A 25,162-nucleotide genomic window follows, 5' to 3' on the forward strand; every position below is an offset into this window, starting at 1 on the left:
TCAACCCTCGTCGTACGAAGAAACGGTGTACGTCGCGGACCACCCGAGGACCTTCCATCCCGCGAGCGAGTCCGCGCCACCTTCCGCGGCCACGCTGATGTAATACTTGGTGGTCGTGTTATCGATCGTCACTGAAAGACCTGAGACCTCAATGTAGTCGGTCACGCCGTTATAGTTCGCGATGTTGCCCCCATAGTCGCCGGAGGACTTCGAGGCCGTCCCCAAGGACGACGCCGTGTACGAGCTGTACGGAGCCGACGTCACGTAAATGGCCCCGAGAGTGATCGGAAAAACGGCGTGACCCGTTGGCGCTCGAAAATAGAGGCGCACGGACGTCAGCGTGGAGCCGTTCGGCAGTGACAGCATGCACTGTGCCCTGGCACCACCCGTAACTGCCGTCTGCATCACGGCGGCGTCGTCCAACGCGCCCTCCCACGAATCCGGGTTCGTCGGGAGGAAGATATACGGCTGAACCCTCGTGATGGACCGCGAGCTGAGCTGAATGCGATTGCTCGCTCCCTGGACGGTCAGAGTCCCAGCCACATTGAGCGTCGACCCGCTGGAGAACGTCGTCGTCGACCCACTGGAAAACGTTGCTGCGCCGGCGAAGGTCGTGGTGGAGCCCGACGAATGCGTGCAAGCGGCGCCGCTCTGGTAGGTATGGTTGGAGAGGTTCGCGTGGGTGAGCGAGGCCCCGCCCTCGACCAACGCGCCCGCCCCCGGACGCAGATCGAGCACTCCGGACTCGATGATCAGGCCGGAGTTGCACGTCACCGAGTCATTGTGCGTGACAGGGTCGTTCGTCGTGAGCGTCCCGTTCGTGGTGACGGCACCGTTCGTCGTGACCGTGTTGTTCGTCGTGAGCGCCCCCGTGACCGTGGTCGCGCCGTTCAGGACCGCGGCACCATTGATCGTCAGGGCTCCGAGCGTTGTCGCTCCAGCGACCGAGAGGGTCCCGCCGAAGCTTACCGGGCTCGTTGCGTCCGTGGTGAGGCTCGCGCCCGAGAGGAGGTTGATCGAGTTGCCGGCGCCGGAGATGTTGAGCGACCCGCCCGAGATCGTGAGAAATCCGCCGGTCGCGATCGTGATCCCGCCGCCGCCCTGAAAGGTGATCGACCCCTCGACCGTGTCGCCCGTCTTGTCGACCGCGTTCGCATGGTCGATGTCGAGCGCGTTCATCTGCGCTGACGTGAGCTTTTCGTTGACGGACCAGTTGCCTGGCTTGATTCGCGTGAAGCTCATACTGCCTCAGATGTCGAAGCGCTGATTGTCGAGGTTGAAGTCCTCGTCCAAGTAAAATCCGGCACCGTTCACGCCGTCTCTAACCCAATCGAATGCGACCCACGCGGCGAAAAGGTTGTCCGCGTCCTCGTAGATTCGGCCTGCCGTCGCGTAGAACTCCTCCTCGCTCATCGAATCGGGCTTCGCGAGGAGGATGGCGACGTAGGCGACCGTCGAGTAGTACGGCGACAGTTGAGGATCGATCGTGTCGCCGTCGAGGAGAACGATCCCGCCATCGATGGTGCCGCCCCCAGGACAGTAGGCCGTGGCCTCCAAAGGACTTGTGAAAACAAGTCCTTGGTAGACATCGCCGAGAATCGTCGTGAGGTAGTCGTTGACGACCTGATAATTGCCGCCCTTGCCGATGAGGGAGAGCTTCGCGGCGACCCTTCGACGACGGTCTTGCAGGTCATCGAATCGGCTTGGCGTGATGCCGAGGATTGCCTCCCACCTCGGCAAAAAGTCGGTCATCTTCTCGGGAAGCCATTGGTTCGCGAGCTTCTGCGTCGCGCCGAATAGCTCCCACAGGACGCGGGCCGTCGCGTGGTTCTCGACCCACTTGACCGTCCCTTTGATGACGGCGAGGCTCGTCCCCTCGGCTTCCGCAACCGCGTTCTGTATGGCCTCCAGGTCGGTCTGGGACGCCGCCCCGAACTTCATCGGGAACGGGTTGAAGCCGCCGAGACCGGCCATCAGTAGACCCTCGTGAGGATATTCGAGCCCGCGAAATCAGACGCGGCCCCCGCGGCGTCGAAGAGGTACGCATCGACGATGTTCGGCGCGACCTTCACCACCTGGACGGTCCCGAACGTCGAGGAAAGCATGCAGCCGGTGCCGTAGCGGAAGTTCCAGTATTGGGTTTGCGCGAGGAAGTCCGTGACGCTCGCGCTGAACGTCATCCTCCAATGCCCCGTCGCCTGCTTGGAGAACGTCGGGTAGTAGGACGAGGAGTTCCCGACCACGCTGTCGAACGTGACGACCGTGCCGTCGGTCCCGTCGTTCGTCCAGATGACGACCGCGCGAGCGCAAATGCGGGTCATGGCTGCAACGTCGGCCCGAACCTGATTGCTGGCGAGTGCCGGGAGGTCCGTCGTCGGGTCGACGACCTCCGTGTAGTCCTGGAGGACGCCGCCGAATGTCGACAGATCATCGATTGCGGGGAGGGTCATGCATCCTCACTGCGGGTAAAACGCGAGCTGCCCAGGAACGGCGATGAACGGGGCGAGCTGATACCCGGGGTTGACCGGCACGGTTGCGGGCGACGTGAGGAAGCCGGCGTCGAAGACCTCTTCCCCCGACTCGTAGAGCGCCCTCAAGAAGTACGAGTCGACCTGAGACGGCCACGAAAATTCCTTCTGCGGTTTGCGGTACGCCCGCGGAAGCAGGCCGGGAATCGTGGTCTTCTCCGCGGGACCCATCGACGAGAAGGCGCTCAGCACGGCCGCGACATAGACATCCATGCGCTCCGCATCTGGGAAGACCCAGTCGCCGACCTGAATCGAGGTGTTCGTCGCGTCGTTGAGGAAGAAACCCGTGTCGACCACGACGCGATAGGGAGAGCCACCGCCAAACACCTGCGTGATCTTTGCCCTGTAGAATTTGAAATTCGCTGGGCTCACGTAGCAAATCTGCTGACCCACGATCGGAGCCGCGTCCGCCGCGACGAAGAAATCGACGGATGAGTTGGTCGCCGTCACGGGGGCGGGGCCGCCGCTCTTCGTGGGCCACGGCGTACCGTCGAGCCATCCCCCACCGGGGCCCGGCGGCGACGCCTTGCGGCTCGAAGGCAGCGAGAGCGTAAACGCGACGCTCACGACGTAGGAATCGGCCGAGGTGACGACGATGTCCGCGTATTCGGGATGCGCGCCGATGACGGCCGGCTTCACGGCCGTCTCGACAACGTCGCTCGGAACAGTCCGGCTCTTGTTCGTTGCCGTCGGCGCTCCCACGACAACGACGTGCATCGTGCTCGGCCCGTAGACGGCCGGGTACGTGAAGCCCTTCTGGACGAACGTGGACGAGTTCTCGGCCGTCAGGTTGACCTGGGACCAATTGCCGCCGCCGGGCGGGTTTCGGTAGTAGTCGAGCAGGCGCGCCCGAAGGCCCTCGATGGTCTCCTGGTCGACGCCGCCGAGAAGGCCCCCAGACGCCACGAGAGCGACGGCAGACACGAAGGGAGGGGCAGAGGACCACCGGAGGGTCGTCCCCTCGGGAAGGTTCGTCCTCGCGCCCGTGTCGACGGCCCTGATGGGGACCAGCTCCCCCGAGGCGTACGCGCCGCCTACGAGGACCTCGTAGCTGAGCCCGGCCGGGTCGAGGAGCTGCGCCCCTCCGGGGATGGCCACGGGGACCGTCACCGACGTCTGGAGGACCAAAAAGCCTTGCGACGGACCGGCTGGCCGGAGGTCCAACCCCACAATCTTCGCGAGGCGGATGAGGTCATCGTCGAGCGCGCTGTCCGGGAGCTGGGCATTCGCTTTGATGCTGACGAGGTTGTAGATCTCCTCGCCGAAGGCTCCGAGCGCGTCCCCGCGGATGTAGTCGAGCGACCCCTCGGAAACGTTGGGGTTCGCGATCCCGAGGTTGATGAGCCCGTTCTTGACCGTCCGCGTGTAGTCCCCGCGGATTTGCTCGCGGGTCTTGACGACAAACTCTTTGGGGTCAGCCATTCGGGCTAAACCTCGTGGTGTTCGTCTCGCCGTTGGTCAGGTTCTTCCACACGACGAGGATCGAGATGGCTGTGACCTTCACGCGCTCGACGTCGATTCGCTCGACGGAGATGAGGCGACGGAGCACGAGGTCTTTCAGAGCCTCGTTCACGGCGTCGCGGACCTTCTGCGCCGTCGTCTCGGAGATGACGCGGAACTTGAACGCAAAGCCCAGGTTCTTGACGACCGAGCTACCCCGGAGCGTGCGGAGCGCGAGATAGACTTGCTGCGCCACCGACTCCATCCCGCGGTGCATCCCCGTCTGGGGGTCGCGAACGAGGTCACCGGTCACCGTGTCAATGGCTGCGGCGTTCTGCTGGACTCGCTGGTCGTCGAGGTAGAGCTGGCCGGCGCTCGAATTCAGGCCGTACGCCTCCCCGACCCCTGCTCCCGTGCTTCCAGCAGAGCAGGCGCCGAGTCCGAGGTAAGGCATTGCGTCAGAGTCCGGGGCAGGTAGGGGTCGGCGGAGCGATGGTCGGCAGCGACGGCAGCCCCGGGACGGGAATCGTCACCGGAGGAACCGAGAAGCTCAGGGACGGCAACCCGGGGAGCCCCATAGAGGTTGTTGGCACCGCGAGGTCGAAACCAGCCAGACCGGGCACGCTCGGAATCGGGATGCTCACCGGGGGAACCGAGAAGCTCGGGGAAGGCAGCCCAGGGATTCCTATAGGTGATGTGGACACCCCAATCGCGAAACCCAGCGGAAGCGAGTATCCCGGGACGGGGATGGTCACCGGCGGAAGCGAAAATGCCGGGAAATCGCACGCGCCCATGGTGTTCAGGTCGCCGCGAAGACGCTCGTGGACGGGACCTGAGCCACGTTTCCCGAGAGGCTTGCGACGGCCGTGAGGGCAGCCGTCAGCGTGGCGAGCGTGGGCCCTGGAATGGTGACGACGCCCGTGCCGAGAGCCCCGGCCAGGGCCGCAAATGCCGCCTGGTAGGCCGCGAGGAGAGCGACGAGCTGCGTGGCGAGAGCGACGGGGTTCGTCGCGTTCGCCCCGATGGAGACGTTCGCCGCGTTGAGGGCCAGGCTTTGGCCGATGAGCGTGGTGTTACCCGACGCGCCGAGCTGAAGGTCGGAGTTCGAGACGAGCTTGATGCCGTCGCTGTCGATGCTCACCGCTCCGTGCTGCCCCGCGGAGACGATGATCTTCCCCTCGCTCGAAATCTGGATCAGCACGGGGGCACCGCTCGACGTGTTCCCCTGCTGGACGAGGATGGTCGTCGTGGCCGTCTCGCCGTTGTCCTTGAGCAGGATTCGGCTCGTCCCCTGCCCTTCGGGACCCGCGGCGTAAACGCACGTCTCGCCGTTCGCCAGCGTGCCGTAGATGTTCGTGACCCGGAGGTCACGCGAGGCGTAGCAGACGTCGCGGTCCGCCTCTTCCAGGGAGAGCACCTGGCAGGCCGGCTTGCCGGGCTCGGCCCGGCTTGGAATCGAGGCAAAGCCAACGTGCTGCCACCATTCGGCGTTGTCGCACGTCACCTCGCCGTTGACCGAATCGCCGAGCTGCACGGAGAGGGCACCGTTCGTGGGATTGCGTGCGGCTCCGAGGACGTCGCCCCCGACGTCGCCGTAGCTCGCGAGGCTCTTTGCAGGCATGTCACACCCCGAGCTGTAGCGTGTACGGTTTGATGAGCTTGAGCTGCGTCAGCGTCCCCTCGGACCTGGACTTGATGAACGTCCGCTCGACACACCAGAGGGGCTCGTGGATCCCCAGGTAGTCGTCGTCGACGTCCACGAGGACATTCATCGCCCACGGGTATCGGCCGTCGTACGTGTGACCCATGACCGTGTAGGTCGCGACGAGGTAATCCTTCTGCTTCATCGCGAGCTGCCTGCGGCAGAAAGCCGCGAGCTGGTCGATGGTCTTCGACTCGTCGTCCTTGACGAACATCGGCTTCTGCGTGAAAACCGAGACGATGCGGTCCTCCTTCGGGACAAGCTCTTGCCGAATCGGCAGGACCCGCACGCCGGGATACCGCGCGATGATGTTCGCGGCCGATTTCACCGGCTGCCCCGCCGAGTTGACGGCGACGAGTTCGTTCACCGCGATGACCTTGAGCTTCGTCTTCCCAAGGTCGGCCCCGCTCGAATGGCCCACCGCGACGATGCACGAGGGCTGAATCTCCGCGTTGATGGTCGACTCGCCATCGATGACGTTGTTCGCGGCCCCGCCGAACTGCCGGATGACCTTGTGAATCGGGGACGTCGAGAAGTCCGGGGCGTCGACGATGACGCCGCTCCCATCGGCCGCTGCCCAACAGTGCAGGCCGAGCCGCGAGAGAATCCGGTCGATGAGCTGATACGCTCCCTCGCCAATCCTGGGCTTCAGTTGGTCGAGCGGTAGCGTCTTGAGATCGGGCCGGTTCCGCGAGATCACCTGCGTCACCGTGCTCGTGCTGAACTGAACCTCGGCGCTCTTGCCGTCCGAGGAGACAACGCGGCTCGTCGCCTCCTTGACGGTGAACGTCTGCGTTTGGGCCTTGCCCCGGCCCTTGGGGTATCCGGTGACGATGTTGTAGTTCTTGTCGTCGCCGACGTAGATCGTCGAGATGCCGAACTGCCCCAAGATGCTGTAGAGGAAATCAGCGACCGTCTGGTTGCTCGTGATCTTGATCTTCGGGTCGATGCTCGCCGAGACGACGGGCCCGAGGATGTCACGCCCGCTGATCTGGTACGTCGTGCCGCCGCCCCGGTTCTGAGACTTCCGGACGCGCTCGATGTACCCGGTACTCTGGAGGCGATCGTTGATGGCGATCTCGATCTTGGCGCCTGCGATGAATATCTGGTTGTAGAGCGTGGGGTCGTTCGTCGAGAGGGTGAAATCGAATGCCGCCGTCGGGGAGACGAAATCCTCCCGAATCGTGCATTTGTCCCACGTCTTGATCTCGAAGGACAGGCCCTCGACCCGAAGGACCGCGGTGTCCAGTTCGGATTGACCGTCACGCAAAGCCATGGGTCACGACCTCGGGTAATACTTGACGAGCGTGTAGGCGGGGATCACGGGACGCGCGCGTGGCAATGTGGGGTTCAGCTCCAGCAGCTCGGCCACCGTGTTCTTGAGCTGGATCGAGAGCGCGACGAGCATCGCCGGCCTCTCCAAGATGTACGTGGCGACGTCCCTGTTCGTGTTCGCGAGGAGCTTCGAGCGAATCTCACGAAGAGACGTCGCGAGGTTCTGGCAGTTCTGCCAGATGCGGGCAGCTCCGGCCCCGAGCGGCCCGAGGTTCGTCGTCGTCCCCGTCGTCGCGTCGGTCACGACGACGCTCGACGCTCGGTTGATGCTGTTCGAGAGCCTTTGGAGCTTCCCGATCCCAGCGTCGATCTTCGCGATGGCCCGCTGCCCCTGGAGGGTCGTGGAATCGACGACGGCCGTGAGGCTGTCGACGAGCTCGCTGAAGCTCTGCTCCTCGTCCTGGGGCGCGAAGACCTCGGGAGAGGGCGAGAGCGTCCCGAGCTGCGCGTCGAGGTCAGCGGCCGTAGCCTTCGCGAACGACCTCTCCGACGGCGTGAACGCTGGCGTCTCGGCGTCATCGTTCGTCTCCACAAACGACATGTCGACGAAGACGCCGCCCCGGATCTCCGGGTCGAGCACGACGTCCCACGTGGCCGGCTTGCAGCGGACAGGCCCGTAGATGGGATGCACGAGCGTCCCCGTGGTGCGGTCCATCCATGCATCGCGGATGCGCAAGAACGTCGCGGGGAAGAGGTCGTCCCACGTCTCGTTCTTGCCCCTCGCAATGGTCCCCGCGATGAAGACGCCGCGAACCTTGTAGACGAAGGGAGCGCGGCCCGTGCCTTCGACGAACGCACCGTCCCTGTCCGCTCGCTTGTGCTGGGGTGCGTCTTGCTGTCCGCTCTCCTGAATGCTCGCGATGGGGAACGGGATATCCCGCCACGAGCACTCCTGGAGGGTCGAAAGGATATCGCTCATGTCACCTCTCCGTCAGCGGCTTGTTCCGCGCGACGTCGACGCCAGCTTCGGCCAGTTTCTCGAACACGATTCCAAGCGTCTTTCCCTTGGCCGATAGCTGGTCCATCTGATCGCTCAGCGCCTTGAGCTTCGGGTCTGTCGGGGCCTGGCCCTGTGCTGGAGCCGCAGCATTCGCAGGGGTGGCGAGCGTGGAGAGCACGGGGAAAGGGACCCCCGGGGCCGCGGTGGGAATCTCGGCCTTGGCCTGCTCCGCCTTCTTCGGCTCCTCGACGGGCTTGCCGGAAAGTGACATCCCAGGCTGGAAGGGAATCGCCGCTTCCGAAGCCTTCTTCTCTTCGTTGAGCTTCGACTGCGGGGTGAACTCGAATTGGCCCGTCTCGAAGTTCATGCGATACTCGCCGCGAGCCTGCCCCGTCGAGTCCGTGTCGACGTCCGTCTCGTCGCCGAAGAGGCCGGCGAGGAAGTTCGCGAGCTTGACCATGACCTTCGCCAGGGTCACGAGCGCATCGCCGAATTGAGGCGCGATCTCCGTGAATTTAGACACGAACTTGTCGACCTCGGGCATGATGACGAGGAGACGGTCCTTCAGCTTGGCAATCGTGGCGTTCCACTTCTCGCCCGACGTCTGGAGAACCTTGCGTTCGTTCTCGCGTTCGGACTCGATGCTCGTCCGCGCCTTCATGAACGAACGGATGAGGTCTTCGACTGCCTTGGCGCCTTCGGCCCCGCCGCCCTTCTCGTTCAAGGTCGGTAGGTACGCCTTGACGAGCTTCGAGGCCGGGTCGGAGAGGCCGAGGGCTCCTATCTTCTTCGCGTCGCCCTTCGTCTCTTTCAGAATGCCGGCGATGAGGCTCCCGACGTCCCCAATCTGACCCTCGGCATTGAGGTACTTCTTCGAGCCGACCATCTTCTGGCTCGACACCTCGTTGATGAGGTTGCCGATGCCGGTCGCGAGTTCGTCCGTCGAGCCGAAGCCCTTCCTTGCCGTCTGGAGGAGCGCGCCCATGCTCGCCATCCGGACGTCGGTGTTGCCTGCCAGGAAGGCGGCAGGGGCCGTCAAACGGCCGCCCAGGCGTGCGGCTTCCTTGAGGGGGACGGAGCCCTTGTCGCCCTGCGCGAGCTGCGTGAGGAGCAGGTTGTTGATGTCCGCCGTCGTGGCGTTGGGGTCGAAGTTCTTGAGAGTCGCGGCGAACTCCGCCAGCTCCTCCGTGTTCGCCCCACGGGCCTTGGCCAGCGTGCCGATGGTGTCGAGAACCTCGAAGGCTTGCTTGGGGTCGCCCGTGAGGTCGATGAACTTCTCCGCCGCGCCGAGGAGCTGGTCGGACGCCATGTTGTGCTTCAGGGCCGCCGCTCGGGTCTTGTCCTGAATGTCCTTGGCGCTGATCGCCCCGCCGCTCGCGTTCGAGATTTGCTGCGACTTCGTCTCCAGCTCGAACGCGGGCTTGATGACGTCCGAGATGAGAAAGCCACCGAATTGCTTGAGCGCATCCGTCGCGAGGTCGAGCCCGCTCTTGAAGAGGCCGATGGCAGCGCCGACGAGCCCCGCCTTCGCCGCGAGACTCCCGAGGTTCCCTCCGAGCCCTCCCGTACCCCCGGAGCCGAGGAACGAACCACCGCCGGACGCCTGGCTGACCGTTGGTCCTGATGTAGCGCGCCGGGTGTCCTGTCGCCCGAGGGTCCGATTGAGTTCTTGCTCCTTCGCCAGGTAGGACTTGAGGAGCTTCTCTCGCTCGGCGAACTCGGCACGAACGGCCTTGATTCGCCCCTTGAACAGGTTCCCGCCCGATTTGCCCGCCACCTGGTCGAGGCGGACCATGGCTTCCGTGACGTCACGGAGGGCCGCTTTGACCTCATCGACACCCTTGTGTCGAAGGGCAATCGTAATCGGGTCCACGGGCTACTCTCCCCTGTTCAAACGGTCGTGATGCCGTTTTCGGGCTGCGTACCAGGCGAGGAGTTGGCCTTCCGTGAGGCGTGCAATTGGGAGGCCATATACACGAGCAGGGTCGTCAGTTGCACCGACGACAGCAAATCTAAAGGGTAGGCGTTCCCTCCCTCGGCGAGCATTTCAACCCACGCGTCCATCTCCTCCTGGGACATGTTCGACACGATGGGGCCCAGCTCGCTCTGAACCCTCATGTAATGGTTCATGAGGACGGCGACCTCGTCGGTCGTCAGCCGTTGTCCGATGGCCTCCCGCGACGGGAAGAACGCCTTCTCCACGTCGTCGACCTTGCGACAGGCGCGGAAGAGAATTTCGGTCGAGGCTCGCGAGCTGAAGAGGTTCGCGTACCCTTCCGACTTCTCGTTGACCATGGGGATTTCCCCCACGTTGTCCTTGAAGGTCTTCCGGACGTACTTCTCCGCCGAGATGTTCGCGGCCGTCACCTCTTCCTGCGTCAGGACGACCATGGCGATATCCCCGAGAGACTCGCCATCCTCATTGAACCGAGGGAAAGGAACGACCCGATGCGGCCGAGGGAGGGCCGTGATTTGCTCCCACAGATCGTACGGCTTGATGTCCTTGGGAGGCATGCCCATTGAAGTCTCACCCCTTCTACGCAAAAGGGCCGGACAGGTAGACCATTGCCCACCCATCCGGCCCTCGGTTGGCCCTCACGGGCCGGCTGTCACTGCCAGTCGGACGGGCCGCCGCGGAAGTTGAACTCCAGCTTGGCCTCGGAATCGACTGCGTGTGAGAAGTTGTCGTCGATGATCGAGCCCTTCACCGTCAGCGTTCGACCCGCTGCGAAGATCGTCACCTCGACGATGTCCAGCAGGTTGATGTACTGGCCGGGATTCAGCTCGAAGTCGGCGCTGGGGACTGCGTTCGAGACCGTGATTTCGGTCATGGGGCTGCCGGGGCTCTCGCCCGCATACCCCTTGGCGACCGTCTTCACGGGCTGGGAGCCCGACGTGCGCTTGATGGTGACGCTCGCCTCTTCCGAGAGGACCGACGAGTTCACGTACACGACGGCCTTCGTGTATTGTTGAAGGTTTGCCATGGTCTACTCGCCTTTCCTCACGCCACCTGGTCGACGCGGAATGCCACCTGGTCGAGGATGTCGACCGGCTGAAGCGGGATCTTCGCGCTCATTCGCGTCTTGTTCGCGCTGTCCCGGAGAACGAGCGTCTGCGACTTGATGGTCGAGACGTTCTGGAGGAGGTCATCCTCCCCGTAATCGTCGCTCAGGCGATCGACGAGCGCCTTGACGATGCGCGGCGTGGCCACGTTCGGGCCCGGCGTGGGCTCGTTCTTCTTCGGGTCGTCGCCGATGATCTTGCCGCGGAGCTGGGTCGCCGCCTTCGCGATGAGGTCGTCGGCGAATCTGTCGCAGATCGTGACCTTGTGCGAATCACGGATGCGGTAGTCGACGATCGAGCCGTTCTTGTACCGAGTCGTGACCCTCTTGACGAGGTACGTCTTCCCGCTCGTCCTGACCCCGATGGGCGTCACGCCGGCATTGAGGGCCGCGTATACCTGCGAGCGGGTCGGAGCCGTGCCCGATAGCGGCGCCTTGATGCGCCACTGGTCCGAATCGGCGTCGCCGTAGAAATCGAAGTTGAGCCTCGGCGGGAAGGGCGCCTCCTCCAGGGCGTAGACGGCCGCGTTGTGGGCGGAAAGCTCGCAGGGCGGCATGTCGCTGTTCTGGAGCCAGACCATTTCGGCCCGGGCCCCGTTCAGCGCGTCCACGATGGTGATGGTGTTCGCCAGCGTATCGACGGACGCCGCGACCATCCGCTGGCGAATCCCGTTCACCGGGAGCGCCTGCGTGTTGATTTGCGTCAGGAGCGCAGAGAGCTGGGTCGAGTCGCTCGCAGCCGGGGCGATGTAGTAGAACCGGCGGGCCACGATGGTCGTGAGGACCGTCGAGATGTCGTCCGAGACCGTGCCACCCGTGACGAGGGTCGAGGTCGTCGGAGTGACGCCGACACCCGAGCCGGAAAACGGGATGACCTTCGCGAAGTACCGCACAAAATTCGCGCGGAGCCCCTTCTGCTTCGAGGTCAAGGTGATGACGCCCGCGAGGTTCGAGGCCGTGACGGGCCAGTGGGTCTTCGCGTTGATTTGCGTCACCGCCGACGTGGCGATGGTCGTGGCGCTGTCCCCAGTCACGAACCCGACGTCTACGAACTCGTCGGCAATGAAGATGCGGAGCGTCCCCGCCGACGTGGCCGGACCCGTGACCGTGATGGTCCCCGTCGCGGCCGTGGCGGAATCACCCTCGGCGACGGCGATGACGTAGAGGGGCGTCGTCGTGTTGACCTGGAGGAAGCGCCGAACTTGACGGTGAAGCTCGGAGCCCGCGCCGAAGAGCGTGATGGCATCCTGCTCGGAGGTCATCGAGACGGCGGTATCGGGACCGTAGAGCGTGTTGGTCGAGCCCGCGCCCGTGGAGAGAAGGTTGCCGATGAGCAGGGCGTAGTATTGCCCCGTGCCGAGAGACGCCTCGCCCTGGGCGAAAGCCACCTCGACATACTCGCCGGGGACCGGGTCGTTCGCGGCCAAACCCGTGAGGACGATGTCTGCCATTTGTTTCTACTCCCAAGGAAGGTAAGCGAAGCGAATCAGGAAGCCTTGCCGGGCCTCTCGTCCTCTGCCGGTTCGAGATTGCCCGCCTGAAGCTCTTGCAGGTATTCGAGGCGGTACGGGACCTCGATGGCTTGCTCCGTCGGCACCCACCCGCCGTTCGGCCCCGCCTTCGGGTCGTGACGCCGTCCGATGAACCGGAGAACGCCTTGCTCGATGGCCTCGTAATCGGGCACGAGGACCGCGCCCACCGCCTTCACCTTGAGCTTCTTCACGTCAAATCCTCTTGGAACTCCGCAACGGGGAGTTCTTCGGCCGGCGTGCCGTTCGCGACGTCGACCTCTCCGTCGAGCCGCTCGAACACGAGCAATCCGGGGTTGAGCTGTTCGCGCTCTTCGACCTGGAACGTCATCTCCAAGGTCGGAAACACGAGGTCGGTGCGCGGGTTGACCAGATGGCCGAATTGGTAGGAGTCCGGCGCAATCGAGGCGATTCCGCCATCCCCAACGACGAGCGCGCCGTCCTGGTAGCTCGGGTCGTACCCCTGCTGGGTCCGGTCATTGAGGACCCTCAAGACGGCCCATTGGAACGGCGCCATCGAGAGCATCTGGGCCGCCGTGAGGGTCGGGAGCGCGTAGAGGAGCTTCCACTCCGTCTTCAGGCGATACCAGGCGACCGTCTTGTCCCGGATGTCCCCGCGGACCCTGTAGAGCGCGAGCAACGGGAACCGGTACTGCGCCTCTTGGAGGTAGAGCGCGGGGTCGTACGTGACCGCCTCGGCGACGAGCTTCCCCGCGAGGTCCGAGAGCCCGATTTGCGCCACGAGCGCGTCCCAGTACGCCCCCAGATGGAGGTTCAGGACTGCCCGGAAGTAATCGAGGGCCGTGGCGAGCGCAGGGTCGAGAACGGTCTTGGCCGGCAGGACGGGCGACGCGGGAACCGGGAACGATACCGCGCCAACCTTGAATTGGTCGTAGTCGGCCATCTATAGGGTATGCGGTACAGCGAATCGCGAAAACACGCGGTTCACCGCCACAGCCGTCGAAGGGAGCGAGCGACGACGCTCACCGACTTCTGCATGTACTCCCCAGCGGGTGCCATGAAGGGACGTGCTGCCGCAGGACCGACACGACGACGGAAGACGGTCTCGCCGTTGATGACGAACCGTAGGGCCTTGCCCTTGGCCACGACGGGCCCGCGGCCGTGCTCGACCCAATGGGCGTACTCTGCACCGGCCACGAGGGAGACTTTCGGCCCCGTTCGCTCGACGTCGATGCTCTTCTCCAGAGCGCCACTCTTCCGCGGGACGAGGCGCTTTGCCTCCATCGCGCCGAGCTTGGCGAGGTCCTCCAGGCCGTCGGCCACGGCATCGTCGAGCCCGTTGATGATGCGGTCGAGGTCGGCGATGGCGTCCTTGGCGTCGACCGTGATCATGGGTCGCGCGTCGAGGTCTTCCGGACCGTGAAGTAGTAGGACCAGTTGCGGTCCGTCTCCTGCGCGATCTTCTTGAACCAGGCGCCATCCTCGATTCCGGGGCCCGTAATCCGGTAGTAGACCGAGCGTGGGGTCGTCACCACGGGAGGATTGAAATCCTCGACCATGAGACCGCCGACGATGAAGGGCGGAAAGGCGCCGGTGAAGCTCGGCGTGAAGGGGCCGACGCGGTAGTCGATGTCCTCCCACGTGCCGCCGCTCGCGACGACGTCCTCCTGCTTGACGCGTCGAACCTTCACGGGCCGCCCCTGAATCTCCAGGGGGTAGTCGGTCACCGTCTTGGTCCCGTCGCCGACCGTGTCTCCCGACCAGTCGACGATGCGCATCACGACGTCGTATCGTCGAAATCCGAGGTCGGCGAGAAGCACCCGCGCGCCCTCGAAGATGGGCTTGCAATCGTCGACCAGGCTCATGGGCTCACATGTTCATGAGGAAGCCGAAGCCGTTCGACATCCCGTTCGTCTGCGACCATTGGTCGCCCACGTACCCACCCTTGCCGAACACGTTGCTCGCGATGGGCACCCCCATGAAGCTCGACAGGGCGGAGACGAGCATGCGGCCGTAGTCCGAGACGCTGTTGAGCGACGAGCTGCTGTACGTGCCCTCCCCGCTCGAATCACCGAACTCGATACGGTCGTCCGCGCTCTCCACGGCTTTGAGGCCCGCGTTCTGGAGCGCCTTGTCGATTTGCGCCGGGTCACCAGCATTCGCGCCCATCACGTTCGCGAGGAGCGACAGGAGCAGCTCGACCTTGGCTTGGGATTCGGGCCGTCCGCCGACAACCTCGATGGCGTTTTCGAGCCTCGGGTTCGCGTATCGGTAGACGTCCGGATACCCGAGGTAGAACCGGATGTCCGTCTTCTGAGCTTCGCTGAACGCCATGGGACCTCAAGAAGGGGGACGAGAGAGCCGCCGGGGGAGGAGCGGCTCTCTCGTCCCGAGGGAATCAGGGGGAGACGAGCTCGATGGCCTCGGAGACGAACGCTGCCGCGAAGTGCGCGTTCAGCTTCGTCTTGATGGCGTTCGCGAGGGTTTGCGTGGAGGCAAGGTCCGTCGCGTCCGCGGTCGCCACCGTGTTCGTCGAGTCGGCCACGGGGTGGCTCGACGTCATGGCGCAGTGCAGGTTGTACTTCGCCTTGAGATCGTTCACCGCCGTGATGCACGACGCGAGGTCCGTCGGCGTGGGGGCCGTCAGGGCGTTCGTGGAATCGGCAGCCATGTGCGCCCCCACTCCCGACGTCGCGGAGCAGGCAGAGGCGATGTGCGCCGTGTAGGCCGCCTGAAGTGCCGTGATCAGAGCGATCGACGTTGCGAGGTTGGTCGCGTTCGCCGTCGAGACGGCCGTGGACGCCGAAGCGTGGAAGACGAGCCCGGCCCGAAGGCGGAGCATGTCGAGGCGCAGCTTGTTGAGCTGCGAGACGACCGCGTCCGCCTTGAGCCCCGTCAGTTTTCGGACAGTGGCCATGGCTCTTCCTCGCTATCAGGCGATGTCGACGTTCTTGCGGACGCCACACGCGTTCGGACGACGAACGGCGAGCTGCACGTACGTCTTCATCTGCGCCTTGTCGGAGTCGCCGGTCTTGGCCAGCATCTCCATGCGGAGGCCGAGCGGGATGTCCTCGAACCCGTCGCTCATCCCCATGTCCATGACCTCGTCGTTCATGCCGAGGACGGGCGCCGCGAGGGGCAGGTATTCGATCTCGACGAACTCGGAGTTCACGTAGAAGATCGTCGACTCCGTCGCGTCCTTGTCCTCGATGAAGACGCACCCGTCGAACTTGATGGCGCCGACGCCGCCTTCGAGCTGGACTTGCCCCTTCGCCGTGACGACGCGGTCCGTCGAGTACATGTAGAACTTCTGCGGGTCGAAGAGCGACCCGAGCTTGTTCAGCACGAAGGGCGAGCAGAATGCCACGTCGGGACGCGAGCCGCTGTTCGTGTAGATGGTCGCGAGGTCCGTGCGAATCTGGTCGAACGTGAGCGCCGTGGCGGAGCCGGGGTCGGCCACGTAGGGCTGCCAGTATTCGTTGCCGGAGACCGTGCGGTCGATGGTCGCGTACGTGTTGTTCGTGAGGCCGATGGCCTGACCGAGCCCGACGAACTTGTTCGCCGCGTTGCCCGAGTAAAGCTCCTGGTTCATGAGGTCGGCGAGGGCCATCACGCCGTTCATCATGTTCCGGCGCCACAGGTCGATGTTGCCCGCGGGCGTGCGGCTCGTACGAGAGGCCGCCTGGGCAAGGCCCGAGACGTGGAAGTTCGAGCGGTACTGACCCCACGTGAGGATGGCCTGGTCCTGCCCGTCGGAGCCGAAGTTCGAAGCGTCCGCGCCCTCGGCGAAGGACTCGGCCAGAGCGCCGGACTTCTCCGCTGCCCACGCCACGTTCTTCCCCTCGCCCGGGACGGCGCGAAGGGTCGAAAGCAGGACAGACCGGCGGTTGATCTGTCGAACGATGTCGCCCTTGAAGTTCTGCGCGAGAATCAGCAGGGCAAGGGTCTGCGTCACGTCTGCCATTGCGACGTCCTTTCAGTCGAAAGCTAAGAAAGCGTTGGGAGGCTCAGAGACGGAGGCCGAGCTTCGTCAGCATCATCTCCGTCTTGGCCAGGGGGTCGATTTCGCCGGATTCGCTCGACGTGCGAGCCGGGGCCTTTACCCCGTAGTTCGGCTTCTTGGCCGCATTGCTGCGGGGGTTCGGAGGCGGGGCGAACATCGACCCCTCTCGCGACTTGAGCCACTCGGACAGACCCTCATCGAGGTCCATTTCCCCGTCCTCGTGGAGGAACGCGACGGAGCCGTCCCGCTTGAGCGAGATGCGGCCGTCGTGCTTCAGAACCTTGAGGACCGTATCGAGAGCCTCGGGCCGGACCTTGTCGGCGAGCTTGGCCTTGAGTTCGGCGTACGCTTCCTTCTCCCGCGCCTTCTGCTTCTCGCTCTTGAGCTGGTCCTTGAGGGCGGACAGCTCCTTGCGGAGATCGTCGTCGGGCTTGGGGTCGGATTCGTCGGCCTTCTTGGGCGCGCTCTGCTGGAGTCCTGCGAGCTTCTCGGCGAGGGACGTCTCGATGGTCTCGGAGAGCTTGCCGAGGTGGCGCTTCAGATGGGCGCTCACCGCGGAGTTCACGAGGTTCGCGAGCTTCTTGTCGTCCGCCGAGGGCTCGTTGCCCTGGGTGCTATCCGCCGAGGTATCGGTCTCGGGTCCGTTCGCCATGGTCAAACCTCCGCATCATCGAACGGCGTGTTCGATGGGGATGTGCGGCTCTTCGAGCCGTTGTCCTGCTCGTCCTCCGGCCCTTGATTGGGCTCGGGCGCAGCAGGGGAGTTTTTCTCGTCGGGCGCTGACTCGATTTCCCGCCGGATGTCGTCCTTGGTCTTCTGCTGGACGTCCATCGGGAGAAGGGCCTCGGCGACCCGGTAATTGAGTTCCTTGTGGAACGTCGGGGAGGGAATCCCAAGGGCCTTCGCCGCCTGGGCATTGGCCACCAAGGTCGTCGCGTCGACGACGTTGAATTGGGACATGCCCTCGATGCTGAACTTGGTATCGACGTCCCCGCGGGCGTCGGAGAGAAGCTCGAACGTCCTCTCGATGGCCTCTTTCACGAGGGTCGCGTACCCACGCAGGCAAATCTCTTGAGCCGAGCTGTCGGCCATCTTCGATAGGCCCGAGCGACCAAGCGCCGACGCGTTGTTGTCGACGCTCATCGCCATCTGCTGCGAGACCCGATAAATCTCGTCCTTCTGCGAGGAGATTTCGTCGCGGAGGACGGTCATCGAGGAGCCGGCAGGTTCGGCGAACTCGAACGAGTCGTCCTGCCCAAGCAGGATGCCGAAGCCCGCGCCAAGCTGGGGCGGGTGCTGGGCGTCCTTCAGCTTGAAGACGCCCATCGCGTACGCGCTTCGCCGCAACGACCACCCAAGGGCCGCGGACAAGCGAAAGTGCTCGACCTGTGCATCGGCCGCCCTGTCGAGGAGCCACAAGCCCTCCGGCATTCGCAGAGAGAGAATCGGCACCCTCGGGAAGCCGTGAGGGTACGACGCGACGAGAGGGACCTCCGTGTCCCCCTTGGGGCGCTTCTTGGGGTCGTAGCGCAGCTCGTAGACCTCGACGCCCTCCGCGTCGTAGATGGTCCACGTGTCGATGCAGAGCGTCTCCGCGGCCGGCGACGGGCGGAAGAACCGATGGGAGAACGTCTTGACCCACGCGTAGTCGCCCGTCGTGGGGTCGCACTCCCAATCGTGGACCGCATCGGCATCGACGGGACACAGGCGAGCCCGGTCGAGCCCGCGAGCGACCCACTCGTCACGCGTGACGGGCTCGGGGCCTCCGTCCATCGGGAACTCCGCGACCCAGTACGAGACGCCCTTCACGAGCGCCTGCGTGAACCGGCTCTTGAAGAACGTCGTGAGGTCGGTCCCCTGGGTGTCGATATCCTCCTTGAGGAGCGCGTAGTAGTCGTCGAGTTCGACTTGCTCTTCGCCTCGCGTCGCCCGGATGGCGTAGGGAGCGGAAAAGAGCTGGCTCGCGTAGAAATCGATGATGGGCCCGACGTAGCTCCGGTAGCTCGCGTCCCGCTGCCGAATCGCGTAGACCTGGGGAGTCTCGTATTCGTTCTTGGGGAGGAACACCCCAATCAGGTCGCGAAATAGACGTCCCCCCTGGTAGAGCGCCTGGTACTTCCGGAACAGCTCCACATCGCAGAGGGGATGCCTCTGCTGTAGGATTTTCAGCAGCACGTCTATAGGGGTTGCTGTAGGTCAGTCGCGAAACGCCGCGGAATGACGCTTAGAAATTGATGACGCCGCGGGCCGACTGGCCCATCAAGAGGTCGTGGCAGGCCCAGACGAACGCGTCGAGACGGTCGGGAGACACAGGGTCATCGGGGGTCCACGTCGTGAGCTGCTTTTCGAGCTTCGCGAACTCGCCGACGAACTTCACGCGCCCCTTCTGCGTCATGGCCGAGATGGGCATCGCGCGCTGGGCCTTGTCCTTCTGCGCGTGCAGGTCCTTGAGCTTCGGGTTCTTGCCCGTGTCTTGAGCGACCCTGCGAATGATCGTTCGGACGAGTTCCCCGCCGAAGTTGGCCTCGTACACGAGCGTCGCCCCGTACTTGGCGGATGCATCGATGGCAATACGAGCCCACTCATCGGGAGACGCTCGCTTGGAGAGGTCCTCCAGGATGTAGACGTTCGAGTCGAGCCCGAGGCCGGCGACGATGATGCCGCACTCGCAAGCCGAGTCCCTGGCCGAGCCGCTGGGGTCGACCGCAACCACGACCTTGGCGAGAGGTATGTTCGCCGTGGCGGTAGCGACGACCGTCTGGCTGGGGTTCGCCTTGACCAGTCCTTTGATTCGGTTGTCGGCGACCCATCGGAACTTGAAGAGCGCGCCGGAGTCGTCGAGCCGAAGCTTGCCATTTAGCTCCTGCTCGCCAAGGTCCGTGTCCTCGTAGATGCTCGCGAGCGTGTCGAGCGTCCCGGGGGCGAGGTTCGCGGCGTTCTCCCGCGAGGTGCCGAACGTGACGACGGTCCGCTCGTTCTCCAGGAGGTTGATCTTCAGAAGGCTCGTCTTGGGGGTCGTCGTGAATATGGCTTGGGGGTTCGACCCGAGACGATGACCGGGGACGAAGAGGAGCCAGACGTCTTCGAGATACTTGAACGCGGCGACCTCATCGAGCCACGCAAAGTCGTGCTGCGGGCCGCGGAGCCGCTCGGGCTCCTCCCCCGTGTACAGGTGGGCCTCGGCCACAACCTTGCTGCCCTTCTCGAAGTAGACGACGCTGTCGTTCCGCACGAAGCGTGGCTGAATGGCGCTTTGAGGAGGGAAGATCGACAGGAGGCCGCTCTCCCCTCGGAGCATCGTCTGAATGACGTCCCGGTACGTCGGCGCTATCAGGGCGATGCGCTTCGAGAGGCCGCTCTCGACGCGGAAGCGAACGTACTCCGCCGCCGTGCGGGTCTTCCCGAACCCACGGCCGGCGAGGAGGGCCCAGTATTTCCAGCCCAGGGCATGGGGGATGATGCGGTTCGGGGGCGGGAGCTGGTTCGGGCGGGCCCAGAGGCGCCACAGGTACGGGAGGGCGAGCTTCTCGTCGGGGGAGAGGCTTGCGTAGAAGCGGCGTAGCTTCGTCCTGTCCTTCTTGAGCGTGTCGATTTTGGAGACGCCCGGCGGCTGCCAGACGTGGTCAGGGACGAAGTAGTCGCTCAAGCCGTGGGGTCGGGGGACGAATCCTTGTCCTTCTCGTCGGGCGTATCGAGTTCGAGCTTTGCTTCGAGGTCCGTCATCAACTGGGCGAACTTCTCACCGTCCGGAGACGCTGCGATGGCAGCCGCCTTGACGAGGATCTTGGTCGCCTCGCTCTGGAGCATGGAGAGCCACCGCCACGTGCGGAGCTTGTCGCGCTCGAAGTCGGGGATCTTGTTCCACACCTTCGCCCGCTCAGACCGATACCAGTCGATGTCTCGGGCGAGCTTGCGGAGTTCACGCGCGTAGATCGAGCCGAGTTCTTCTTCCCTCTCGACGGGCGCACCTTGAAGACGCTCGATGTGCTGTTCGAGCGTCCCACGCTCGATGTAACAGCCGGCGTCCACGAGGTATTGTCGGACCTCCTCGAACGGGAGGTTCTTTTCGAGGACCATGTCCGACACGACAGGGAGGAGACTGTCGGGGATGCGCGTGTCTTTTCGGGGTCTACCGCGGGGCATGGGGGTCGTCTTTCAGACGGGCGGGATTGCCGGTGGGGAGTTGGGGGATTTGCGGTCCTCGTAGTAGGCGAGGAACAGGGCCGTCCCAGCCGGGACCTCATCGTCGGCGGGGATGGCGCGGATCATGAGGGTTTCGATCTGCCCCGCTGCGATGAGCTTGTAGACGCCCGCGAAGCATCCGAGGATTGCCCCGACGCCCGGGCGCCACTTGGTCTCATCGAAGCTCACCGACGCGGTTTCGCCGACGTCCGGTTGCGTGAAACCACCCGTCGTGATGGCGATCTGCGTCGAACCAGGCGGGATGCGGATCATCGCCAGAGCAGGTAGAAGTCGCTCAAATTCGACGTTTCGAGCACCGTGGTGATCGCGCAGTCAGGCCAGTAGTAGCCGGGGGATACGTCGTACGTGACGGTCGTCCCGAGAGGCTGAACGATGGCGATGCTCGTTCCGGCATTGATGAAGAATCCGCATGCCGGATAGCCGTAGCCGGGGATCTCCGCGAGGCAGTCGATGCCGCCCGATGGCACCTCGAAGTAGCGCTTGCTGCCCCGAATAGGAGCCGTGATGACGGGTGAGTTCGGCGTGGTGGACACGCTGACGGGCCAGGCAAGCTCCCCCGGCTCTCCCTGGTCGACGGTACCGCCGCCCCCGCCTCCCTCGACGGCGACCTTGAGGACGCCCTCCTCCGTGCATTGCGGACTCCGCCACTGCCCATCGATCATGGCGGGGTAGGACGACTTGTACTGAACCTGCATGTCGGGCTCCCTATGAAGGATTGGGGAGCCCGAATCGCGAAAACCGCCGAAATCAGGCGACGGCTCTCTCCAGGCGAGCGAGCCGGGACTCTAGCTGGTGAATCCTGGCCTTGAGGGCGCGAATCTCCTCACTGTAAGGCTCCGCGGCGATGTCCGGTAGGACGAGCGCGAGCGCATGGGGGTCGTAGTACCACTTCTTGCGCCCGACCTTGTGCAGGATTTGCACCCCATGCTCGTCCTGCAACCGCTTCAAGAAGATGCGGATGCGATCACGTGCCTTGTGGTTGTACTTGCCGTCCTCGTCCTGCTTCTCCGTCCCCGCAGGGGCAAGCTCCCACAGCTCAGCCAACCGAAGCTGATTCACCGGACCCCTCCTGCTCGATGTACCTGCAGAGCGTGGCGGCGTATCTCTCGTGCACCTCTCCGCGGACGCGCTCGATGACCTTGTGATGCGTTCCGATGTATCTGTGGAGCTGGTCGAGGTTCTGCGTCGGAAGCAGGGGCGCGCTCTTCGCGAAGGGGATGGCCCCGATGCCCGACCCGAAGAGCCCTTCGAGGCTCTTGTCGTACTGCCTCTCCCGGAAGAACGCGTCGAGGAAGAGCCTGTCCTGGGGCGGGAGCCGGACGAACCTCGCGTGAATCTTCCGGGCCTTGCTCGTGGCCCGGAAGATTTGGTCCTGCGTGCGCTTGCGGTCGAGAGCCGCGACGAGCTGGTCCTCCGCGGACCACCACTCGTCGATGGGGGCCTTCCGGTTCTTGGGCGTCTCGGGGCCTCCAGCGCCCATCATGTGCCCGATGAAGGCGCCGAAGTTCGAGGAGATGCCCATCTCGCTCTCGGCCTGCCCATACAGCCAGACCAGATCCTCATGGGCGGCGCGCAGCTCCTTCGGGACGTCGGGCGTCAGAGGTCGTGTCTGGTACGGTAGGCTCACTTCACCCTCCCCTCTTCCCTTGCCTGTGCCGCGAGATACCGGATGTACGCCATCCCCTTTGGCGTCGGTGCCTTCTGGCCGCCGACCCACAGCCGCACGGTGCATTCGTCGGGCGTCAGCTCCTCCCCGTCGTGCTCCAGGAGATGGGCACGGAGCATCATGCCGTCGATCTGATGCTCCCTCGCGAGGTTGTACGCTTCGACGGACGCGTCCTCCCCCGTGACGAAGGGGAGCGCGAACGGGAGCAGGAACCAGTTGTGTTCGAGGATTCGACGCCGGATCGACGGGTGCATCCGCTTCGTGGCGCCCGTGACTCGCCACATGGTCGGCGGGAACCCTGGCGCGAACTTGGCGAGGAACACCGCCTCGGGACGCCTCGCCTTGGCGACGGCGAATTTCCTGACCTGGTAATCCCCCTCCATCGTCTGGGGGAACGGGTCGTCGATATGAGCGGGGGCCTTGCTGGCAGACTTCATGTGCTCTTTACGTAGAGCACATAATAGCAACGTTATCGCAGCTTTGCGGCGATTGAGCGGGCCTTTTTGCGGCTGGCGTGCAGTTTTTGGCGTACCCGGTTCGCATTCGAGTCCATCTCTCGCGGTTCTTCCCCTGCCGCACGCTGGAGGAGCATGTCGAAATGCGTGGGACGCATCCGCCTATCGAGTCGTCGAAGGTAGTCCCGGGCTTCCAGCCAGGGAGAAGGGTCGACCCCAGCAAGCTCCTCGACGTCACGATGCACGAAGAGGGCAGCGTCCCGTTTGGCCTCGCGGGCGAACCAGTAGGCCCGTCTAGCAGCGACGAGCTTCACCCATGCTCGAAGATGCCCGCGACCCTCCTGGCCGGGAGGGGCACGGATGCGCCCCTCGGCAAACGCTCGCAAGAGGGCGAGGATGACTTCCTGTCCGAGATCGTCCGCGAAATCACGGGGTACCCCAAGAAGACAAAGCACGACCTTGGCCGCACGCAGGAGCGCCGGCAATTGCCGCTCTATCTCTTTGGGGAGCCCGGCCTTATCGCCGGGCGGGCTCACGTCATCCGCCTTTGGGTGTGGATGTTCGAGAGCGTTCGGGGTAGATCGTTCATCGGCTGATGCTCCGGTTCCAAGGGGTTGTCGGCCTTCCGCCCGGAGAGGGCCTAAGCTCTCCGGGCGGTTTTCGTTTGTCCCCGCGTGTGACGAGGACGAACCGGCCAGACTGGATGGGATCACCGTCCGATCGTCAAGAGTCTTGTTTCCGACCCTCAAAAGTCTTGTCTCCGACCCCCAAGAACGGCAGGATTCACCTCGGAGCGGTCGAGATGGCCAGGGAGTAGCTGGTCATGACGATTCGCAAGGCAAACCGACGGGGACAACCCGTCCTGATCGTTGACATTCACTACCGGCGCAAAGACGGCTCCCAAGGCCGCTACCGAAAGGACGCTCATGTCCAGACGATGGCGGGCGCGAGAGCCGAAGAAAGACGTCTCCTCGCGCTCATAGCGACCTATGGCGAGCCCACCGAGCCCCGTGTCGAGGTCGTCGTGGCACCAGCCCCAGCCATCACCTTCGAGGAGGCCGTGGGCCTGTTCCGCAGCGGCAAGGCCGTCACAAGGCTCAAGCCGAGTACGAGGAAGGGCTACGAGGAGATCCTGGAGACGCGCCTCCTCCCACGGTTCGGCGAGACGCCCATCGACAAGCTGACAGGGTCGGACGTCGAAGGGCTCGACGCCGTGCTCGTGGACGAGGGGTGCTCCCCCTCGCGACGGCGGAACGTGCTCATCGTCATCCGCTCGGTCCTACGGGCCGCTGTGGAGGCCAAGAAGCTCTCCGCCCTGCCCGACCTTCCCCCGCTCCCCAAGACGGGCAAGAAGGTTCTCCGCTGCCTCACGGCGGAGCAGGTCGAGGCCATCCTCGGCAAGGCCAAGGGCGGGGGCCGCGTGGCTCTTGCCCTGGCAGCCTACGCGGGGCTCCGAGCCGGCGAGGTTCGCGCCCTCCGATGGGAGGACGTCGACCTCGACGGCGGCTTCCTCGTCGTCCGCTTCTCGCACTCGAAGGGTGAAGTCTCGACCCCGAAGTCGGGACACCAGAGAGAGGTCCCACTGGCCGCGAGGCTGGCGGAGCTGCTGCGAGAGGTCAGAGGCGAGGGCCTGGGGCTCGTGACCGTCTCCTCCCGCAAGGAGGCGTGGGGCGAGTGGGGCCTCACGCAGCTCTTCAAGAGGGCCGCCAAGAAGGTCGGCATCGTGGGCTTCCGCTTCCACGACCTCCGGCACTTCTTCGTCACCGAGTTGTTCCGGCGAGGCGGGTCGGCTCCGGCCGTCCAAGCCCTCGCGGGACACGAGCACTTGTCAACGACCTCGCGGTACGCCCACGTCGCGCGGGCCGACCTCCGGGCAACCGTCGGTCTCCTCGCTCGGTCACGGTAACAGTTCGGTAACAAGCTCTTGACAAGCGCAAAAAACCCGCAAATTCAGCCGAAAACGCCTCGTACCTCCACGGGCTTTTAACCCGTAGGTCCAGGGTTCGAGTCCCTGTCGACCCACCACCAATTCCTCAACGATCCCGCTTCGTAAGGGCCCTCCTAGGAGGGCCCTTCGTCCATCTCCCCCATGCCGTCGCCAGGGCCCTCGCGGGCCTCGCGTAGGCAACAGGTGACAAACGGACGACGGCCGTCATCACGAAGCCTGACGAGCCTGAGCGCTCCCCTTTCCCCCTGACCATCGGTCCTGCACAGCGTCGCGCTCGTCGAGGAGAGCGAGCTCGATGCCGTCGTCGAGCGGATGGCCCACATGAGCGCCGACAAACCCGCGCGAATGTACGAGCGGGTGTCCGCCTCCAGGAACCTGCCCATGGAGAAG

At 64.5% G+C, this 25,162-nt stretch carries 30 protein-coding genes; 2 read left to right on the forward strand and 28 right to left on the reverse strand.

From position 1 onward, the window contains the following. From QHF83_RS02240 to QHF83_RS02375, 28 genes are all read right to left on the reverse strand, one after another. Positions 1–1,242 (reverse strand): hypothetical protein, encoded by a 1,242-nt coding sequence (locus QHF83_RS02240; protein ID WP_282416073.1) that lies wholly within the window; start codon positions 1,240–1,242, stop codon positions 1–3. Positions 1,243–1,248: 6 nt separating this feature from the next. Further along, on the reverse strand, positions 1,249–1,974 hold the full coding sequence (locus tag QHF83_RS02245) for a putative phage tail protein (protein WP_282416074.1): 726 nt from the start codon (positions 1,972–1,974) through the stop codon (positions 1,249–1,251). Beyond that, positions 1,974–2,450, reverse strand: a complete 477-nt coding sequence (locus QHF83_RS02250) for a hypothetical protein (RefSeq protein WP_282416075.1) — start codon at positions 2,448–2,450, stop codon at positions 1,974–1,976. The genes QHF83_RS02245 and QHF83_RS02250 overlap by 1 nt, the downstream gene beginning before the upstream one ends. Before the next feature lie 6 nt (positions 2,451–2,456). Then, the gene (locus QHF83_RS02255; RefSeq protein ID WP_282416076.1) at positions 2,457–3,950 is read right to left on the reverse strand and encodes a baseplate J/gp47 family protein; all 1,494 of its coding nucleotides are present in this window, start codon (positions 3,948–3,950) and stop codon (positions 2,457–2,459) included. Further along, complete coding sequence (locus QHF83_RS02260) at positions 3,943–4,422, reverse strand: hypothetical protein (RefSeq protein ID WP_282416077.1); 480 nt, start codon at positions 4,420–4,422, stop codon at positions 3,943–3,945. Before QHF83_RS02260 ends, QHF83_RS02255 begins: the two co-directional genes overlap by 8 nt. A 345-nt stretch (positions 4,423–4,767) precedes the next feature. Beyond that, a complete protein-coding gene (locus QHF83_RS02265) occupies positions 4,768–5,589 on the reverse strand; it encodes a hypothetical protein (protein ID WP_282416078.1) in 822 nt (273 codons plus the stop codon). Position 5,590: 1 nt separating this feature from the next. Then, entirely contained in the window at positions 5,591–6,946 is a 1,356-nt protein-coding gene (locus tag QHF83_RS02270; protein ID WP_282416079.1) for a phage baseplate assembly protein, read from the reverse strand. A 3-nt stretch (positions 6,947–6,949) separates the two neighbouring features. Beyond that, positions 6,950–7,924 carry a DNA circularization N-terminal domain-containing protein gene (locus QHF83_RS02275; RefSeq protein WP_282416080.1) on the reverse strand — a complete coding sequence of 325 codons (975 nt, stop codon included), beginning with the start codon at positions 7,922–7,924 and terminating at the stop codon, positions 6,950–6,952. Position 7,925: 1 nt separating this feature from the next. Next, positions 7,926–9,740 carry a hypothetical protein gene (locus QHF83_RS02280; RefSeq protein ID WP_282416081.1) on the reverse strand — a complete coding sequence of 605 codons (1,815 nt, stop codon included), beginning with the start codon at positions 9,738–9,740 and terminating at the stop codon, positions 7,926–7,928. 95 nt (positions 9,741–9,835) lie between these two features. Beyond that, positions 9,836–10,465, reverse strand: coding sequence for a hypothetical protein (locus tag QHF83_RS02285; protein WP_282416082.1), 630 nt, complete (start codon positions 10,463–10,465; stop codon positions 9,836–9,838). Between the two features lie 89 nt (positions 10,466–10,554). Then, positions 10,555–10,929, reverse strand: a complete 375-nt coding sequence (locus tag QHF83_RS02290; RefSeq protein ID WP_282416083.1) for a hypothetical protein — start codon at positions 10,927–10,929, stop codon at positions 10,555–10,557. A gap of 17 nt (positions 10,930–10,946) precedes the next feature. Then, positions 10,947–12,458 (reverse strand): hypothetical protein, encoded by a 1,512-nt coding sequence (locus tag QHF83_RS02295; RefSeq protein ID WP_282416084.1) that lies wholly within the window; start codon positions 12,456–12,458, stop codon positions 10,947–10,949. Between the two features lie 35 nt (positions 12,459–12,493). After that, positions 12,494–12,730: a hypothetical protein gene (locus QHF83_RS02300; protein WP_282416085.1), complete on the reverse strand. Its 237-nt coding sequence runs from the start codon at positions 12,728–12,730 to the stop codon at positions 12,494–12,496. Continuing rightward, on the reverse strand, positions 12,727–13,440 hold the full coding sequence (locus QHF83_RS02305; RefSeq protein ID WP_282416086.1) for a hypothetical protein: 714 nt from the start codon (positions 13,438–13,440) through the stop codon (positions 12,727–12,729). Before QHF83_RS02305 ends, QHF83_RS02300 begins: the two co-directional genes overlap by 4 nt. Positions 13,441–13,481: 41 nt before the next feature. After that, positions 13,482–13,889, reverse strand: coding sequence for an HK97 gp10 family phage protein (locus QHF83_RS02310; RefSeq protein ID WP_282416087.1), 408 nt, complete (start codon positions 13,887–13,889; stop codon positions 13,482–13,484). After that, positions 13,886–14,362 (reverse strand): hypothetical protein, encoded by a 477-nt coding sequence (locus tag QHF83_RS02315; RefSeq protein WP_282416088.1) that lies wholly within the window; start codon positions 14,360–14,362, stop codon positions 13,886–13,888. Before QHF83_RS02315 ends, QHF83_RS02310 begins: the two co-directional genes overlap by 4 nt. Before the next feature lie 4 nt (positions 14,363–14,366). Then, on the reverse strand, positions 14,367–14,831 hold the full coding sequence (locus QHF83_RS02320) for a hypothetical protein (protein ID WP_282416089.1): 465 nt from the start codon (positions 14,829–14,831) through the stop codon (positions 14,367–14,369). 64 nt (positions 14,832–14,895) lie between these two features. Next, positions 14,896–15,414, reverse strand: coding sequence for a hypothetical protein (locus QHF83_RS02325; RefSeq protein WP_282416090.1), 519 nt, complete (start codon positions 15,412–15,414; stop codon positions 14,896–14,898). A 15-nt stretch (positions 15,415–15,429) separates the two neighbouring features. Then, positions 15,430–16,461: a phage major capsid protein gene (locus QHF83_RS02330; RefSeq protein ID WP_282416091.1), complete on the reverse strand. Its 1,032-nt coding sequence runs from the start codon at positions 16,459–16,461 to the stop codon at positions 15,430–15,432. Positions 16,462–16,504: 43 nt separating this feature from the next. After that, on the reverse strand, positions 16,505–17,152 hold the full coding sequence (locus QHF83_RS02335; RefSeq protein ID WP_282416092.1) for a hypothetical protein: 648 nt from the start codon (positions 17,150–17,152) through the stop codon (positions 16,505–16,507). 2 nt (positions 17,153–17,154) lie between these two features. Next, positions 17,155–18,633, reverse strand: a complete 1,479-nt coding sequence (locus tag QHF83_RS02340) for a hypothetical protein (protein ID WP_282416093.1) — start codon at positions 18,631–18,633, stop codon at positions 17,155–17,157. Between the two features lie 91 nt (positions 18,634–18,724). Next, positions 18,725–20,146 (reverse strand): terminase family protein, encoded by a 1,422-nt coding sequence (locus tag QHF83_RS02345; protein ID WP_282416094.1) that lies wholly within the window; start codon positions 20,144–20,146, stop codon positions 18,725–18,727. Then, positions 20,143–20,586 carry a hypothetical protein gene (locus tag QHF83_RS02350; RefSeq protein WP_282416095.1) on the reverse strand — a complete coding sequence of 148 codons (444 nt, stop codon included), beginning with the start codon at positions 20,584–20,586 and terminating at the stop codon, positions 20,143–20,145. Before QHF83_RS02350 ends, QHF83_RS02345 begins: the two co-directional genes overlap by 4 nt. A gap of 69 nt (positions 20,587–20,655) precedes the next feature. After that, the gene (locus QHF83_RS02355; RefSeq protein WP_282416096.1) at positions 20,656–20,955 is read right to left on the reverse strand and encodes a hypothetical protein; all 300 of its coding nucleotides are present in this window, start codon (positions 20,953–20,955) and stop codon (positions 20,656–20,658) included. Next, the gene (locus QHF83_RS02360) at positions 20,952–21,398 is read right to left on the reverse strand and encodes a hypothetical protein (protein WP_282416097.1); all 447 of its coding nucleotides are present in this window, start codon (positions 21,396–21,398) and stop codon (positions 20,952–20,954) included. The genes QHF83_RS02355 and QHF83_RS02360 overlap by 4 nt, the downstream gene beginning before the upstream one ends. A gap of 52 nt (positions 21,399–21,450) precedes the next feature. Continuing rightward, positions 21,451–21,747 (reverse strand): hypothetical protein, encoded by a 297-nt coding sequence (locus tag QHF83_RS02365; protein ID WP_282416098.1) that lies wholly within the window; start codon positions 21,745–21,747, stop codon positions 21,451–21,453. Then, positions 21,740–22,330 (reverse strand): hypothetical protein, encoded by a 591-nt coding sequence (locus QHF83_RS02370; RefSeq protein ID WP_282416099.1) that lies wholly within the window; start codon positions 22,328–22,330, stop codon positions 21,740–21,742. Before QHF83_RS02370 ends, QHF83_RS02365 begins: the two co-directional genes overlap by 8 nt. After that, the gene (locus QHF83_RS02375) at positions 22,327–22,806 is read right to left on the reverse strand and encodes a hypothetical protein (RefSeq protein WP_282416100.1); all 480 of its coding nucleotides are present in this window, start codon (positions 22,804–22,806) and stop codon (positions 22,327–22,329) included. Before QHF83_RS02375 ends, QHF83_RS02370 begins: the two co-directional genes overlap by 4 nt. Positions 22,807–22,967: 161 nt before the next feature. Between QHF83_RS02375 and QHF83_RS02380 the strand changes: the two genes are divergently transcribed. Both QHF83_RS02380 and QHF83_RS02385 read left to right on the forward strand, forming a co-directional pair. Then, complete coding sequence (locus QHF83_RS02380; RefSeq protein WP_282416101.1) at positions 22,968–23,420, forward strand: hypothetical protein; 453 nt, start codon at positions 22,968–22,970, stop codon at positions 23,418–23,420. Positions 23,421–23,647: 227 nt separating this feature from the next. Further along, complete coding sequence (locus tag QHF83_RS02385; protein WP_282416102.1) at positions 23,648–24,730, forward strand: tyrosine-type recombinase/integrase; 1,083 nt, start codon at positions 23,648–23,650, stop codon at positions 24,728–24,730. The last annotated feature ends 432 nt before the right edge of the window (positions 24,731–25,162 follow it).

It is taken from the genome of Polyangium sp. 15x6 (genome assembly GCF_029960785.1).
Lineage (GTDB): Bacteria > Myxococcota_A > Polyangia > Polyangiales > Polyangiaceae > Polyangium.